At 30.0% G+C, this 15,054-nt stretch carries 18 protein-coding genes; 2 read left to right on the top strand and 16 right to left on the bottom strand.

All coding sequences use genetic code 11. From position 1 onward, the window contains the following. Positions 1–17: 17 nt before the first annotated feature. Both R3L15_RS12475 and R3L15_RS12470 read left to right on the top strand, forming a co-directional pair. Positions 18–497: a hypothetical protein gene (locus R3L15_RS12475; RefSeq protein WP_338732051.1), complete on the top strand. Its 480-nt coding sequence runs from the start codon at positions 18–20 to the stop codon at positions 495–497. Further along, positions 487–693 (top strand): helix-turn-helix transcriptional regulator, encoded by a 207-nt coding sequence (locus tag R3L15_RS12470; RefSeq protein ID WP_281141651.1) that lies wholly within the window; start codon positions 487–489, stop codon positions 691–693. Before R3L15_RS12475 ends, R3L15_RS12470 begins: the two co-directional genes overlap by 11 nt. A 380-nt stretch (positions 694–1,073) precedes the next feature. On the opposite strand, the gene R3L15_RS12465 is transcribed toward R3L15_RS12470, so the two are convergent. The 16 genes from R3L15_RS12465 to R3L15_RS12390 form a co-directional block, all read right to left on the bottom strand. Next, positions 1,074–1,442 carry a hypothetical protein gene (locus tag R3L15_RS12465; protein ID WP_338732048.1) on the bottom strand — a complete coding sequence of 123 codons (369 nt, stop codon included), beginning with the start codon at positions 1,440–1,442 and terminating at the stop codon, positions 1,074–1,076. Positions 1,443–1,601: 159 nt separating this feature from the next. Continuing rightward, a complete protein-coding gene (locus R3L15_RS12460; protein WP_338732047.1) occupies positions 1,602–2,414 on the bottom strand; it encodes a M23 family metallopeptidase in 813 nt (270 codons plus the stop codon). A 147-nt stretch (positions 2,415–2,561) separates the two neighbouring features. Then, positions 2,562–3,224, bottom strand: a complete 663-nt coding sequence (locus R3L15_RS12455; RefSeq protein ID WP_338732046.1) for a hypothetical protein — start codon at positions 3,222–3,224, stop codon at positions 2,562–2,564. A 207-nt stretch (positions 3,225–3,431) separates the two neighbouring features. Further along, a complete protein-coding gene (locus R3L15_RS12450) occupies positions 3,432–3,644 on the bottom strand; it encodes a hypothetical protein (RefSeq protein WP_338732044.1) in 213 nt (70 codons plus the stop codon). A gap of 27 nt (positions 3,645–3,671) precedes the next feature. Then, positions 3,672–4,436 carry a DUF6090 family protein gene (locus tag R3L15_RS12445; RefSeq protein WP_338732043.1) on the bottom strand — a complete coding sequence of 255 codons (765 nt, stop codon included), beginning with the start codon at positions 4,434–4,436 and terminating at the stop codon, positions 3,672–3,674. An 89-nt stretch (positions 4,437–4,525) separates the two neighbouring features. Next, a complete protein-coding gene (locus R3L15_RS12440; RefSeq protein ID WP_338732042.1) occupies positions 4,526–6,019 on the bottom strand; it encodes a leucine-rich repeat domain-containing protein in 1,494 nt (497 codons plus the stop codon). Then, entirely contained in the window at positions 6,012–7,370 is a 1,359-nt protein-coding gene (locus R3L15_RS12435; protein ID WP_338732040.1) for a hypothetical protein, read from the bottom strand. Before R3L15_RS12435 ends, R3L15_RS12440 begins: the two co-directional genes overlap by 8 nt. Before the next feature lie 149 nt (positions 7,371–7,519). Next, a complete protein-coding gene (locus R3L15_RS12430) occupies positions 7,520–8,488 on the bottom strand; it encodes an MBL fold metallo-hydrolase (RefSeq protein WP_338732039.1) in 969 nt (322 codons plus the stop codon). A 159-nt stretch (positions 8,489–8,647) separates the two neighbouring features. Next, the gene (locus tag R3L15_RS12425; protein WP_338732037.1) at positions 8,648–9,376 is read right to left on the bottom strand and encodes a hypothetical protein; all 729 of its coding nucleotides are present in this window, start codon (positions 9,374–9,376) and stop codon (positions 8,648–8,650) included. A 173-nt stretch (positions 9,377–9,549) separates the two neighbouring features. Further along, positions 9,550–10,266 (bottom strand): HNH endonuclease, encoded by a 717-nt coding sequence (locus R3L15_RS12420; protein ID WP_338732036.1) that lies wholly within the window; start codon positions 10,264–10,266, stop codon positions 9,550–9,552. A 157-nt stretch (positions 10,267–10,423) separates the two neighbouring features. Next, entirely contained in the window at positions 10,424–10,987 is a 564-nt protein-coding gene (locus tag R3L15_RS12415; protein WP_338732035.1) for a hypothetical protein, read from the bottom strand. Between the two features lie 11 nt (positions 10,988–10,998). Next, entirely contained in the window at positions 10,999–11,157 is a 159-nt protein-coding gene (locus R3L15_RS12410; RefSeq protein ID WP_338732034.1) for a hypothetical protein, read from the bottom strand. Between the two features lie 267 nt (positions 11,158–11,424). After that, positions 11,425–11,910 (bottom strand): hypothetical protein, encoded by a 486-nt coding sequence (locus tag R3L15_RS12405; RefSeq protein WP_338732033.1) that lies wholly within the window; start codon positions 11,908–11,910, stop codon positions 11,425–11,427. Between the two features lie 671 nt (positions 11,911–12,581). Beyond that, entirely contained in the window at positions 12,582–13,322 is a 741-nt protein-coding gene (locus R3L15_RS12400) for a phytanoyl-CoA dioxygenase family protein (protein ID WP_338732032.1), read from the bottom strand. A 155-nt stretch (positions 13,323–13,477) separates the two neighbouring features. Next, on the bottom strand, positions 13,478–14,116 hold the full coding sequence (locus R3L15_RS12395) for a hypothetical protein (RefSeq protein WP_338732030.1): 639 nt from the start codon (positions 14,114–14,116) through the stop codon (positions 13,478–13,480). Between the two features lie 206 nt (positions 14,117–14,322). Further along, a complete protein-coding gene (locus R3L15_RS12390) occupies positions 14,323–14,970 on the bottom strand; it encodes a hypothetical protein (RefSeq protein ID WP_338732028.1) in 648 nt (215 codons plus the stop codon). Positions 14,971–15,054 lie beyond the last annotated feature (84 nt).

The following is a 15,054-nucleotide window of genomic DNA, read 5'->3' as shown; positions in this document are numbered from 1 at the left end:
ATTCAAATCTGTTTATTATGAAACTAAATTTTTTATTTCCGAATAAGTTTAAAAGAGTTGGGTGGTTTATTCTCATTCCTTCTGCAATTATTGGTTTAATAACACTTATTTATGAATATGAGCCAAGTTTTTTAGATTTTAATGTTCCTGCAATTTTTGTAGGTGAGATACTTAGTGATAGTAAAAGAGCTTTCAGAATGGTTAATAATAATGTTTTAAATGAGATTCTAGGTGTTTTGATTATTATCAGTTCATTATTAGTTGCTTTTTCAGAAGAAAAATCGGAGGATGAGTATATTTCTAAAATTAGATTAGAGTCTTTGGTTTGGGCTGTTTATTTCAATTATACCATTCTTTTATTATCATTTTTGTTCGTTTATGGTTTGTATTTTTTATGGGTTATGATATTTAATATGTTTACAGTCTTGCTGTTTTTCATAGTTAGATTTAATTGGCAAATTTACAGACTAAAAAAATCAGCTTATTATGAAGAATAGTATTAAAGTTGAAAGAGCGAAAAAGAATATTACACAAGCAGAATTAGCAAAACTGGCAAAAGTTAGCAGGCAAACAATAAATGCAATGGAATTAGGGAAATATGTTCCGTCAACAGTTTTAGCTTTGAGATTAGCTAAAATTTTTGAAATCGAAGTAAGTAAAATCTTCACTTTAGAAGACTCTGATTGGGATTAGTTCATATTACTGCCAACGGTTTTGACTATGGTTTCGTTGCGTGACAATCAGCGAGGATTTTCCACCGTAAACCCAAGATAGTAAATTTGCGAGGACTTATGTAAGTAGGCTTTAACTAGCAATGAATTTACACATTGTTACTAGTTGTTTTTATTCTTTAAATCATTGGCTATTGAATTTCTGTTTCGTTTTATTTTTTACTTATAATTTTCAGTAAAGTTTAAAACCTGAATGCTATATTCTCTATTTAATTCCTTTTTTGGCTGCCATTCTACAACCGGATTCTGTTATAAGTGACTTAAGATCAATTTTTAACGTTTGATTATACTATGTGTTGTTGAACAATGGAATGGAAACAATTTAAGGATTATGATTACTGTTTAATTAAACTTAATGATTACTGTTTTAGTTCCTTCGAAAGGCTCTATTTTTATTTCTTTTCTATTTGTTACAGTACTACTAAAAGAATCAGACCAATGTTCAGTAACAATTGAATACTTTCCAGGTTTATTTACCAAAAAAATAACTTCCTTTTTTTCATCGTCCTTTTTTACACCAGAAATTTTTTGCCATTTTGGAGTGTAGTTTTTATTCCAAACCCTTATACTTTTAAACCCTTTATATGAGAAAGATTTACTTTCTTTATATTCAAATACCAATTTATCTTTTGATTTGGACTCTTGAGCATGTAAACTTACAGGTATCAATATTGATAATAGGATTAATGTTGTTGAAATTAATTGTTTCATTTTTTTAGTTTGTTAATGTTTAAAACGTTTTATATATGGTATAATTATGAATTTAAAGATAGTGATTTTTTTTGTGCATCTTTAATTTCGTTTCTTAAGCATTATTTAGTAAAAGCCAGTCGTTATGATTTATAAATTAAATTTTGTTTAACTAGTTTTTTAATAATTTCTTGAATATTCTTCTTTTTCAATTAGGTATTCAATTTTACTCCCTTCACCTGTTTTAAATTTTGTTTTCAAAGTCTGTCTATTGTCTATATTTTGGTTGAATATTACAAGATGTAAATGTGGTCCGGTACTCCAGCCGACATTTCCGCTATATCCAATCAATTGGCTTTTTGAGACTTTATCTCCGACTTTTACTTTTGAACCATTTTGCTTGATATGGGTATATTCAGCAAAAGTTCCGTCTGGATGATAAATTATTATAAGATTGTTATATTTTTTACATTCTTCTTTCCCACAATTTTTGTTATTCTTTTCTATCACCTTAATAACTACACCTTCTCTAATAGCGGTTAATTCAGTTCCAACTGGCATTGTAAAGTCTAAAGAATTTTCATTTTGATGAGAAAAAGCACCATTGTAACCTTGGTAAACTTTAAATTTATTTGGGGTTTTAAAAGGCAAGTTATATATGTAATTTTTATCATATTCCTTGTTGTTATGTTTACCGTAATTTGTCCAATATTTATAGGAAAACTTATAAGCTTTACCTTTTTTAGAAACTTTAAGAGATGTAAGAAGTTGTTTTTTTTCCTTTGCATTAACAACGTAAATATTGTTGTTTCCACCGTCAATATTTAAATTAGTTACGGTAAAGTCAATTTTTATACTTACTGGGCAAAACTCATCATTATCAGCGTAGACATTGTAACCATTTTCAATTTGTTCATAGTATATTTTGACGTTGTGTTCAGCTTTACATAATGAAGTAATTAGTAAGAATATTAAAAGTAAATAGTTTTTCATTTAGTTTCTTTTTTAATAACTGTTAATGGTCTTTACTATTATTTTATTGCGGGAAATCTGTAGAGGATTTTCTGCTGTACAATCAAATATAGTGAATAAGATTAAGTTTCTGCGAGTAATTTCAGCCGCAATGAGTTATACATGTTGTTAGCTACAATGTAATATATTTTTATTAATAGAATCATAATCAACTTTTAGTTGATTTCCGAGCTGATTAATAAATTCAAGGATAATCATTAACTCTTCTAGCTTTCCTCTCTGAAGAGCTTCCGCAGATTTATTTATTTCAGATTGAACCCTTCTTTGTAAATTATAAACACTTTCTAATTGGTAAAGACATTCATAATTAAATTCGTTAGTAATATTTAGAGTTGTTGTTGTATTCCAAGCAATTTCGGTCAAAGTTGGAATTTCTAAATTGATATGAGTTGTCCCTCTATAAAGGTATAAGCCATCACTAAGAACTATTGAGTCGTTAATGCTGAAAAAATCAGGATATTTATTTCTTAATGATTGAAGATGTATAGGACTAGTTTTTATTCTTGAAGTATTTCCATCATATAAATTTTTGAAACTTTTATATGCATTTAAAATTGTATTGTTATTTTTTAATACCGTATTAATTTCCAATTTATTGTTTTCAATTTCTTCTGTAATTTTACTGATAGCAATTCTTTTACCTTCATTTATTTTTTTCGAAGAATTCCAGTTATTAAACCAAATAGCAAGATTTATACCTATAAATAGAAGTACTATTTCTCCAAATATATATTTAAAATTTAATTTTCTATTCAGTTTAAAAAATCTCATATGCTAGTTTTGTGTTATACTGAAATAGGTTAACCTTTTTGTGACATTTTCCCTCAAATTATTAGATGTTGAGTTGTTGTAAATTTACATTATTTTTTCGATAGGATTTGTATTTGATGCTTGGATTGAGATGCACATCAGCAAGTTTTCTTAATTTTAGGCTAAAATGGGATCTAAGATTATTATAAGTATAGATAGCTTGTTGGATTAATTTTTAGGCAATTCAGTGTTTTTAATGGTTTGTTTTAGTCCGTATTCACATTTTAACGTTCTGTTGATTCGTTCAGCAATAGCATTTTCGTAAGGGGCATACTGTTCTGTCATACTCATCGTGATATTATTATCTTCGGCAAACTGAGTGTAGCTTGCTTTGGGATTTAGGAGAATATAGATTTTTGAAAAAACTATTGGTATGAGCAATGAACGTTATACGTTGTTAGCCTTTCGTTATTTTATTTCATATTCGATCAACTGCAAAATAGATTCCAAATCATACATTAACGGTTCGTAATGTGCTTTTTCCATTGCGTTAGTTGTTAGAATAAACATCAAGATATTATTTTCGAACTTTCTTGATTTTAGGAGTTCGAGATTGCTAACATTTTGCTCCATTTTTTGTAAACCTATTTCTTGGCTTATACCAGTTTGATCAAATATGGTTTTTAAACTGTTTTCATTTGTTCTGAAAATATCAAGAACTTTTTCTCTTTGAATTCCAAGTTCGCTTTCCTGCTTTGAGATATCATCTATAGTCGAAATCCAATTTGTTAATTTTATTCTTAAGTCCGTATTTGAAATATCTTTTAAACTCCCAGAGCTTATCATTTCGCTTAAAAGTGAGTTGTTAGGATTAAAAGAAATATCAGAGGAAAATGTATTGAGCAATAATTCAGAAAATTGTATTTCGGATGGTGATTCATTTTTATTACCTATATATTCTAATAACTTCTTTGCTCCATGGAAATTACTCTTATTTACTTCAATCAATTTACTTAATTTAACTTTACTAATTTGAAATTCCTCTCTTAAACCATTCAAATAAGTTTGCTCTTTTTCCTGAATAACTCGATTTTGATTACTGTTATTGATGGCAAGAGCAATTAAAATTCCAATAACAACAAGAATAATCTCTCCAATTGCATAAATTAGATACTTGCTGAATTTGTTTTCAGTTAGCAGGTTTTGTCTAATTTTTCTAAAAAAATTTATCATTGGTTAATGATTGGTCAAAATTATTGCCAACGGTTTGGCTATACGCAGTGTCCCGCAGGGCATTGCGTGTAGGTTTTGTTAGCAAACGTTCATTTCACTTTTACCTGAAGACCGTAATTATCGGGCAATACCTTTTCGTAGTTGCTAATTGTTTTTGGGAGAATGAGTTTTTTCAATTTACTTAGGTTCTTCATTGATTTAGGTAATTTTATTGTTGGGTTACCTCTAATGTCTAAGGAATACAAAGTATTTAGAAGTCCAATCTCAGAGGGGATTTTTGTTATATTGTTATTACTAATGTCAAGACGAATCAAATTTGTCAAGTTGCCGATATTTTTTGATATTTTAGTGATTTGATTACCCTCTACATCCAAAAACTTCAAACTTGTAACACGAAATATCGGTTTCGGAATAGTTGTTAAGTTATTATCGTCTAGGGAGATTAGTTCTAAATGGTTTAATTTAGAAATAGATTCAGGTAAACCTGATAAAAGTTCGCTGTCTGAAATTATAAGTTTTTCTAAATTAATAAGTTCACCAATAGATTCAGGTAATAATGCAGAATTATACTTATATAACCAAAGGTGTTTTAAGTTTGTTAGTTTAGCGATAGATGGTTGTAGGTTATCCAAATTGGACACTTCCAACTTATTGAGGTTCTTTATCTCCATAACAATTTCTGGTATCACATAAGATAAATATAACGACCGAAGTTTTTTTAAATTTAAAAAGGTTTGAGGTAGGTTTTCAATTCTATTACCTGAAATATCTAAGGATCTTAATTGAGTTAAATTACCAATAAATTCAGGAATTGAAGAGAGTCTATTGTTTTCAAAAGAAAGAACTTGTAGATTAGATAACTTTCCTATCCAATCCGGAATTTCTTTAAGACTCGCAGAGAAAATAAATAGTTTCGTTAATTTATCTAAATTACCCAATTTTTCATTGTGAAAAGTTGTCTCATTAATCCCAATAGTGTATTTCCAATCAAAGTTAGGACGAATGGAAAGTTCTTGTAAGTTGGAATAATAATCAATTTCGTTTAAAAAACTATTATACTTCTGTTCAGAATCAATATTAATTTTGGTTACCGATGAAAGACTTATCAGTCTTTCTCTTTCTTTCTCTTCTTCAAGTTGATTTTTCTTCCTAGCTTCTTCTTTACGAATCAATTCCAGTCTTTCCTTTTCCAATTGTTCTTTTTTTCGTTTCAACTCCAAATCTGCTATGTGTTTTTCATATGCTTCAATTTCTTTTGTGTATTGAGTTACCTCATTAATAATGGTTATAGAAAGCTCAAGGTTTTCAAGAATTACAAGCTCTTTTTTAGCTTCCTTATATCTCTTCAATTTTAATAAAGTTGCAACTTTAAGGCTCTGTGCTGTGGGTATCACTGTACCATTCATCAATCCTTCGATTTCTTCCAGTTTTTTAAGTGTACTGGTATATTCTTTGTCGGCATAATAATCCTTGGCTATTTCAAATTTTGCCCGTACTTGATTTTTTGTACGTGTATCTACTTGTCCGATTGCAATTTGCCCAAAGAAAATAAAGGCTATAAAAAATAAGAGTTTGTTAGTCATATCTATATTGGTTTATTATTCGTTCTTTCCAAGATTCTGTGTCGGAGTCACATCGTTCCTTTTCTCTTCTTTTGCGTTCTTCTTTCTCTCTCTTTTTTCGTGCGGCCTCCATTTTTGCGCGTCTCTCAGATTCGTAATCACGATTACCTCTGGAATCATTATGAACAATTGTGAGAGGTGCGTTGGGATTGGGTGAATATCCTGCTGTTGTAAATTCTATTTTGTGTCCATCAATAAACTCACCACTTTTATCAATATAGCCTACTTTATAAGCTGTGGTTATTCCTGAAGAACATCCAAATTCATCAATTTTGACTGACGCTTTGGCAATTCCGTTGTTGTATTCACTTAAACTATAATTTCCATAAGGGATAAGGATTTTTCCTGATTCAGTTATAATACCTGTTTTGCCATCTTTTGTGTTAATTTTCCATTTTGTCCTATCCTCTTTTGAGATAAAATCATCGTTCTCATTATTTTCGGATAAGAAGTCGCCACTATTGATATTTGTATTGGAGAGAAAATCATCGGTTTGTTTGCTTGTGTTTTGATTAGCTAAAAAGTCATCAACTGATTGTGGTTCTTCTTTATTTTCTCTTTTTATGTATTCTTTTGCTATTGCATTAATCTCTAATGTTGGTATTTCTATATTTAGGACTTGGATGGCAAACGATGCAGATGTTGAAGATTTAAAAAGAGCTAAACCTGATTTCTTGTCAACCGGACAGGAGTATTTTATAAACTGAGTCCAGTCAACACTTCCTGGTGATAGGTCATTTCCTGTATCACCAGACTTAGTAATATAAAAGTGACCATTTGAGTTTATACTTCGTGTCCCATAATTGTTCTTAATTTCATAAAAAGTTTTTCCAGAAACAGAGGCGTAGCTAGATTTTCTTAAACAACTTGGCAGGTTTTTGAAGATGGTTTGATTGTCTACATTATATATGTTATCATGGTTTAGCCATACTTCAATGTCAATTTCTATTGAGCTTGGTTTTAGATTTTTGTAACGTTTAAGTAAATCTGGGTACTCAGACAAACTACTTTCACTCAAATAAATTCCGTGAAGTTCACTATACACATTATCTCCTTTTTTCCAGCGGAACAAATATCTTTCTACTGGCTCGTTCAAAAGTGTCCACCATTCAATACCAAGAGTGATTTCTTTAACTAAACCGCTATTATCTTTCAATTGAATCTCCAAAGAATTCGCATCAACTTGTGTGATATATCTTTTATCCTCAGTTTTTGGGATATTTGAAGACATTGTATTGTTTTGTCCAAATAAGTTTAAATTGCCCCAAAGCAATAGTATTAAAATTAATATTGAATTTACCTTTTTTGTCATTCTGTCTTAATGTTTGCTAACGGTTTTGGCTATGATTTCGTTGCGGACAAATCCGCGAGGATTTTCCGCCGTAAACCAAAGATAGCAAATTGCAATGAATTCCGATTAGGAATTCAGTCGCAATGAGCTATACACGTTGTTGGCATTAGTTATAATTCAAATACATCATTAATTTTCCCTACTCTATAACCTTTGCCAATTACTATTTGGCTTTCTTTACTATCAGGATTTAATAATGGGTTGGTATGATTAAAATGAATAAATATTATTTTCTGTTTTTCATTTTTGTTTAAGTCTTTAAACGTTTCGAAACTTTCAATTACAAAAGGATGTGGGATTTCACTTATATCTCTATTGTTAATTTCTTTTCCACTATAAAAAGCTGCGTCTAAAAAAGCATAATCTACCTTCTGTATTTCATCGACAATATTTTTTTCCCATTTTTCCCATTTGTCTATATCCGGAATGAATAAAGCACTTTTCTTTGGTCCTTTAATATGGTATCCCACTGTTTCAGAATACTCATCTCTGTGCGGTACTAAAATTGGTGTTACCTCAATTATTTTTGACAGACTAACAGGTTGCTCATTTTTCATTTCTTGAAGTTGAACATTTTTTCTGGAAATAAGTTGATTCCAAGGTCCATTATTAGCAAGAAAACCTTTCATTCTTGGCATAACATACAAAGGTATATTTTTAGCATCCATTGCTTCTTTTCCTAAATACATTAAACCTGTATAATGTCCTATGTGAGCGTGAGTTAAAAAAATACCATCGACAAACTCCTTATCACTTTTTGGTTCATATCTGGTAATCATTTTCATCTGTCTACTAATGTCTGGTGTAGCTTCAAACATATATGTCTTATGATTTTCAGAGTCTATTAATCCTAACGATATTACTTGTCTGTAATTACTGGAATTTACAAATAGATTTTCACAACATTCTTTTTTACAAGCAATTTGAGGTGAACCTGCATCTTGAGTTGTTCCGAGAATAACTATTGACGTATTATTTATGTGATGCTCCTGTTTTTCAGTTAAATTAAGCTGTGATTCAGATTTTTTGGAACACCCAGTTGCGACAATCGTTAAAATTATTATTAAATATTTATTCATATTATGTCCTAATTAATGCCAACGGTCTTGTATAACAATCAGTTGCGGATTGTTTTAAAACTAAGATAGCTAAAATTACCGACTTTTATGCTTGCGCGGTTGTGTCCGCAGGACACAAAGCTGCAATTGTTGTTATACATTGTTAGCCACTGGCATTCTCTACAAATAAGTTCTTACTTCATCTGCAATTTTTTGTAAATATAAATTAGGTACAGAAGTACTCAATTGTCTTGTATTAATTAATATTCTATTTGAGTTCTTATAAATTATAAATTTATTTTTCTGTGTAAGATCTTTTTGAAATTTCATATCGAAGATTTCTTCAATTTCTTCTTGATTCAGATAATCTGCACAGGCTAGAATTGTAATTTTGAAACTTCTGTAGAACGGATGTTTTAAGAAATCCTTCCTTAATTTCTTATCAAATTTCTTTATTTGGCTTTGTTTCGAGGGTACATAATTTACTTCAGTTAGAAAAGCATCTTTAAAAAAGTCGTTGTGTTTTATTCTATCTTTTTGTAAAATTCTATTCACAAGAGATTCATACTTTGCCCAAGTATCTCCTCCTTTGTTAACTCTTTCATATGGATAAAAAGCATTTAAATAATATCTAGATTCTGTAGAGAATTTATCTTTATTATAATCAATTGAATTTTCCACATAATAGTTCCATTCGGAAGGATTTTCAATGCTTTCGTATTTCAATATTTCTTTATTTTCAATATCGAAAGCTTTCTCTTTTCCAATTAATAAAATCTCCGAATTAGGATTACCAAAACCTATATAATATGGATTACTAATTTTAGTTCGATCGTTACTTTTATAAAATTCTTCTGATTTCAAATTCGCGGTTGAAACTAAATTTTCAAATTTCTTCTGATAAGGCATTTAATTGTTTTTTCTAAATTTAAAATGATGCTTGTGGCTAACGGTCTCGTATAACCGTCAGTTACGGGTTAAAGTACGCAAATTTTTCGGTTTAGCACAGACGTTAGCAATTCCGAGTGGATTCGGACGTAGTCGAATCCGCCGTAATTGCGGTTATACATTGTTGTGCACAGTTATTTACATATTTCATTATAGTGATATTCTAAAAATGATATGTCTGGTTCATTAACTTTTGGTTTTTTAAATTCTAAATCAGTCAAAAGTTTCTTTATTTGTTTGTCTGATTTTGGTCCAAATACTATTCTATATTCAGAGTCTAATGAGAAATAACCTTTGTCAAACATCTTATCGTGTAAAACACAAAAGCAAATCGCATTTTGAGGATTTAATCTTTCTTCTTTGTCAGCCATCCAAGGTTTTATATGACTACAAACAAGTAAATCGGATTTGTTTATTTCGCAAATAGCACAAGTTGAATTGTAATTGTCCAAAACAATTTCCCTTAGTTTATTTTGATAAGCTCTGATTTTTATTTCACTCTTAGATTCAGTCGGATTATTACTTTTATTTATTTCCTGATTTTTTATAAAATATTCTTCTGCTTCTTCCTCTACGAAATTCAGTTCCTCAATGATTTGTAATGCTTTTTTAAACTCTAAATCGTTAGTGGCATTTAATTCGGAAATCGATTTTTTAGTCAAAAGACCTTTCTTGTCTCCACGAATATTATAATGATGTAATAATTCCATCGCTACAAAACCGCCTCCTCTGGCTGGTGCAGGTAAATTTAGAATCTCTCTTTGGATATTTCTATGACTTTGTCCGTCTATTAAGTAAGCTTTTATTACTTCGGCAATTGTATAATTATCAAATTTGTCGGTGATTGCCATAGTTTGGTTTTAATTGTGCACAACGGTCTTGTATAACAATCAGTTGTGGGTTGATTAGAAACGAAGATAGCTAAAATTCCCGACTTTTATGCTTGCGCGGTTGTGTCCGCAGGACACAAAGCCGCAATTGTTGTTATACGGTGTTGTACCACGTTTTTTATTGACTTAATATAAATCCATAAACTAAAATTATTATCAATGAAATAAAAAAACTTTTCCTTGTTCTATATATTCTTGAAATATTATTCCAATTATTCATAAATATGAAAGCAGGAAGAAAATATAAACAAACCCCATATTCATTTTTTAGATTTAAAGAAAAACCGCTGAAATTAAATTGAAAATATATTTGATAAAACCGTATTAAAATTAAAAATATTAAACCAAAAGTAAAAATAGCATTTGTTTGAGAATATCTGATTTTCAGTTTTTCTCTTTTGTTTTTTATATAAATTTTACTCATCCAAATATATGTTGTAAAACAAAATGCAATGCTTGCTGACAAAAGACCTATTAGAAATGAGTAATAAAAATTAACTTCTGAATTTAAAAATTTTGACCAATTTCCATCCGAAAGAGCATAAGTTATATCTTTTGATTTTACTAAAAGATTTAGTAGTAAATTTATTAAATAGCTATAAATAAGTCCAATTAATAGTCCTGAATAGAAACGAAACTTTCCAATCTTTAAAATATTAAATTTCGATTTAATTTTTCTCAATTAATTCGATTTTAGAACTTTGAGAAAAAATCAGTGTATTCGAGCTTTCCAGTTTTCATCATTTGTTCAATAGCTCTGTCGTATTCAGAATGTTCATGAGTAAAATTACTTGGGATTTCACCATTTTGCCATAATTCGTACAGCTCATTTTCAGCTTCTTCTTTAGTCATTTTATTCATAATATATTTTTTAGTTAGTTTGAATGTGGTACAACGGTTTGTGTATGAATAGTAGCAGAGAAAAATATTAATATTTTTAGGTATAACTAATAATACGCAAGTAAAATATAAGTTTAAGTTTAATACAGCGTCTGCTATTAATTATACACGTTGTTGTAATGCGTTTTTATTATGTCATTTGATGTTTTTTCTTTAGTTTGTGGTGGTTTGTCTGCTGTTTTTGTGTTTGCTTTATATTATCTTTTTAAATATATTAAATCACTTTATAATTAAAGACTTGAAAATATCCTCTGCGTCTATAATTGTTTTATGATTACCCATATCTTTTCTTATTAATGAAAGTATTTTAAAATACTTCATCATATTTTCGTTAACAGTATTTGTGTCAAGTCCGTTTTCTTGCACATTATTATTCCAATCCAAAAAGTTTAATAAAACATCGTCTGGTGCATATATGAACATTTCTTTTTTTATATCAATTAGCTCTTCAGTTAATTTTTGTTGACTAATATTTTTCTTTTTAATAAGGTCAAACACAACAGAGTACATTCTATGATATAGATTATATTTTTTATCAGATAGTTTTTCTTGTATAGCTTTAATTTCCTCTTCTTTTCTCTTTATTGTTTCGTCTTTTTTCTTCATTAAGTAAAAAATAACAGTACATACTATTGTTAAGAATCCGATTATATAGTCTTTGTATTCTAATGCATAATTCACTTGTTCAACTTCATCTTGTGTCATATTAATTCCTTATCTTTGTTAATGTAATGTTTTTATTCCAAATGCATTACAACGGTTTTGTTTATCTTTCAGTTGTGGGAATTGGAAAATGAAGATAGTAAAAAGAAATGACTTTGACGCGTAAGCGTTCGTGTCCGTAGGACACGACACCACGATTGAAGATAAACGTTGTTGCCTAATGTGCTTTTGCGTTTTGCTTTTAACGACCACTTTATCGTTTCTGATTTTCTTTGTCAACTAAGTTTTAATATTCTTTTGAAAACGAATTTCAGTTTTAATTTTTCTCCGCAAAGATTTTAAAAATAGAGTAGTGCTAAGAACTTTTTATCCGCAACAATTTATCGTTTTCGGTTTATCGAGTTTGAGTAAGTTTTTCTCCTGAGTTCAAATTTTCTTTAGGATTTTTAATCTTCTCTGCGCAAAGTTTAGCGATCCAGTTTTGCATAATCAAAATCCGTTAAGTTTTTAAAATTTCAATTTTCGGATTGAAAATAGATTTTGAATAAATTAATAAAGCTGAGATTTAAACCGCTGATTCTGGTTTCGCATATTTGGCAACGTTCTCGTATAACCGTCAGTTACGGGTTAAATTAGCGATTATTTTCGGATTAAGCACAGACGTTAGCAATTTCGAGTGGATTCGGACGTAGTCGAATCCGCCGTAATTGCGGTTATACATTGTTGTGTGCTGGCTTTTTTATTCCATAATGTTCTAACCAATTCAGCGGTTTAGTCAGATTATGTTTATTAAATTCTAAATGTATTACTCGTCTTTTCTTTCCGTTTGTTGTTCTGTTCGAAGCGTGTAAAGTCAAAGGTTTCATTAACATTGCTCCGCCTTTTTCGACTTCACAGATAAATTCATTTTCTAAATTCCAATCTTTTGATTCAGCTCGAATTATTCCTTTGAGATGCGATTTAGGAATTACTTTTAAAGCTCCGTTATTTTTGTCCGTTTTGTCTAAATGAATTCGGATTGTTATCGTGTCTTCCAAAACCTTAATTGGTGGTTGAACTCCGTATTGACCTTTTTTAAAAGTCCAATTTGTATAATTTTCCAATTCCGTTTTTTGGTCAACCGAAATGCTCAAATCTTGATGATAAGCCACAAACCAATTCGATTCGCTTGGTTTGTCAAAATAGATTGCTTTGGTCAGAAAATATTCAGATTCGGAAAGTTCGGAAATTAATTCAATCAGCTTTTCGTTAAACAGCAAGTCACTCAATTCAGGTACATTTTTGATTAATTGTCTAATCGCAAATAAATCCTTTGTTTTCATAAACGAATTTCCGTCCTGTTCAGCATTTTCGATACAAGCTAAAATTCCACTTATTTCTATGTCCGAATACAAGTCAGCTAAAACGGAAAATCCATTTTCTTCAAGTTCTATTTTGTTCTTTTCGTAGTTCATTTTTCAGCTTGCACACAACGGTTTTGGCTATGGTTTCGTTGCGTGAAAATCCGCGAGGATTTTCCGCCGTAAACCGAAGATAGCAAATTTGCGAGGACTTTCCGAGAGGAAAGTCAGAAGCAATGAACTATAGCCGGTGTTGCCCACAGTATTTTTTATTCCACTTTAATTTGTAATTCAGTCCAATTTAGTTTGTCGGTTTTTATTTTGTTTAAATCAATTCCATTTTTGTTTAAAAACTTGTCAAAATCCGCAATTTCTTTATTCTTACTCGCTTTTAATTCATCAAATGGAATGCTCAAAATAAATTTCTGATTCTTTTCCGATATTCCGAAAACATCATCATTAGTTGCTATTTTTTCTCTTAAATCATAATCGTTGTAAATCAGATATGTTGATTCTCCGTTTTTGTCGATTGATATTCCGATTGAGTAATCAGCATAATTTTGGTCTTCTGGTGGAGTACCTAAAAACCAGTAAACAAGGTTGTGATAATTATAAGCAGTTAATAATTCATTTTTAGGTAATTTTATTAAAGTCCAAGAATTAAAATCCGTTTTATTGATTGTCAAATTTACAGGTTCTCCCGCTCCAAATATTTCCACCCATTCTTGAATTTTTGGTTGTATGTCTTTTAGATTTCTTCCTTTAACTAAAATAAAGCGATTGTATGTTCCTTTTTCAGTCGTTACTTTAGAGAATTCAGTCATTTTATTTTCAGATTTAGTTTGAGATTTGCACGAAATACTCGTTAAAATCAGAAGCGTTATTAATATTCTCGAAGTTTTTTTCATATTGTGGGCAACGATTAGTATATGGCAATTAGGGCTGTAGAAAGCGATAAACTTTCGATTTTGCACTGAGCCAAAGCGTTGTATTTTGTTTTTAATTTATTCATTTTAAAAGCCAAATCAACGATTTGGCGGTCTTTGTAAATAGCACTAAACTTTCGTAAAACACCAAACGCCCTATTTGCTATATACAGTGTTACCACCTTTTTTTATTTTTCTTTCATCTGTCTTTGGTATAAAAGTATTTGAGGTAATAAGAATACCAACATAAAGAAACTTGCTGGCGGTATTTTGTCAAATCCTTTAATTACTCCGAATGCTACGATTATTCCAACAATTGAAATAATAATCACCGTATTGATTTTTAGAGCCCATTTTAGATATCCTTTCTCTTGCCAAACGTCCCAACTGTCAATAACTCTTCCTCCATTTTGGCTGATAGATGAACGCAAAAATGCTATAAACTTCTGTGAGTCCTTCATTAGCAATTTCCCATTGCTAATTTTAACTTCTCGGTCAGAAGTGATTATTTTTCTCAATAATTCGCCTTGGTCAATTACAACTGTCTTAATGTCCTTAACTGGTATTGGTTCTATTGCATCGTAATTAAAAATGAGTTTCTTTTTCCAATTGAAAAGTAAAGTTTCATCATCAAAGTCAACGATTAAATCTCCTTTGGCGAAATAGTATATCAGTCCTGAAAGTCCGGCAAACATTGGAATGGAAACAATCCAAAAATAGCTTTTCGGCATAAGTTCTAATCCTGCAAATAAAGAACCCAATAGTATTACAGGAAACAGAAAGACTACAGTTATAACCCTTGATTGATTAAATATTGTCAGTTCGTAGCTTTTCATTCTAATTGGTGGTAACGGTCTCGTATAACCGTCAGTTACGGGTTAATATGCGTTAATTTTCGGTTTAGACACTAGCCTTAGCAA

This window comes from Mangrovimonas cancribranchiae, from assembly GCF_037126245.1.
Classification (GTDB): Bacteria; Bacteroidota; Bacteroidia; order Flavobacteriales; family Flavobacteriaceae; genus Mangrovimonas; species Mangrovimonas cancribranchiae.
Note: the sequence above shows the minus strand (reverse complement) of the source record. Positions and strands in the feature narration are given on the sequence as shown.

Excerpts from the sequence above, each read along its gene's own strand:
- R3L15_RS12475 (WP_338732051.1), top strand. The coding sequence starts at position 18 with ATGAAACTAAATTTTTTATTTCCGAATAAGTTTAAAAGAGTTGGGTGG.
- R3L15_RS12470 (WP_281141651.1), top strand. The coding sequence starts at position 487 with ATGAAGAATAGTATTAAAGTTGAAAGAGCGAAAAAGAATATTACACAA.
- R3L15_RS12465 (WP_338732048.1), bottom strand. The coding sequence starts at position 1,442 with ATGAAACAATTAATTTCAACAACATTAATCCTATTATCAATATTGATA.
- R3L15_RS12460 (WP_338732047.1), bottom strand. The coding sequence starts at position 2,414 with ATGAAAAACTATTTACTTTTAATATTCTTACTAATTACTTCATTATGT.
- R3L15_RS12455 (WP_338732046.1), bottom strand. The coding sequence starts at position 3,224 with ATGAGATTTTTTAAACTGAATAGAAAATTAAATTTTAAATATATATTT.
- R3L15_RS12445 (WP_338732043.1), bottom strand. The coding sequence starts at position 4,436 with ATGATAAATTTTTTTAGAAAAATTAGACAAAACCTGCTAACTGAAAAC.
- R3L15_RS12440 (WP_338732042.1), bottom strand. The coding sequence starts at position 6,019 with ATGACTAACAAACTCTTATTTTTTATAGCCTTTATTTTCTTTGGGCAA.
- R3L15_RS12435 (WP_338732040.1), bottom strand. The coding sequence starts at position 7,370 with ATGACAAAAAAGGTAAATTCAATATTAATTTTAATACTATTGCTTTGG.
- R3L15_RS12430 (WP_338732039.1), bottom strand. The coding sequence starts at position 8,488 with ATGAATAAATATTTAATAATAATTTTAACGATTGTCGCAACTGGGTGT.
- R3L15_RS12425 (WP_338732037.1), bottom strand. The coding sequence starts at position 9,376 with ATGCCTTATCAGAAGAAATTTGAAAATTTAGTTTCAACCGCGAATTTG.
- R3L15_RS12420 (WP_338732036.1), bottom strand. The coding sequence starts at position 10,266 with ATGGCAATCACCGACAAATTTGATAATTATACAATTGCCGAAGTAATA.
- R3L15_RS12410 (WP_338732034.1), bottom strand. The coding sequence starts at position 11,157 with ATGACTAAAGAAGAAGCTGAAAATGAGCTGTACGAATTATGGCAAAAT.
- R3L15_RS12405 (WP_338732033.1), bottom strand. The coding sequence starts at position 11,910 with ATGACACAAGATGAAGTTGAACAAGTGAATTATGCATTAGAATACAAA.
- R3L15_RS12400 (WP_338732032.1), bottom strand. The coding sequence starts at position 13,322 with ATGAACTACGAAAAGAACAAAATAGAACTTGAAGAAAATGGATTTTCC.
- R3L15_RS12395 (WP_338732030.1), bottom strand. The coding sequence starts at position 14,116 with ATGAAAAAAACTTCGAGAATATTAATAACGCTTCTGATTTTAACGAGT.
- R3L15_RS12390 (WP_338732028.1), bottom strand. The coding sequence starts at position 14,970 with ATGAAAAGCTACGAACTGACAATATTTAATCAATCAAGGGTTATAACT.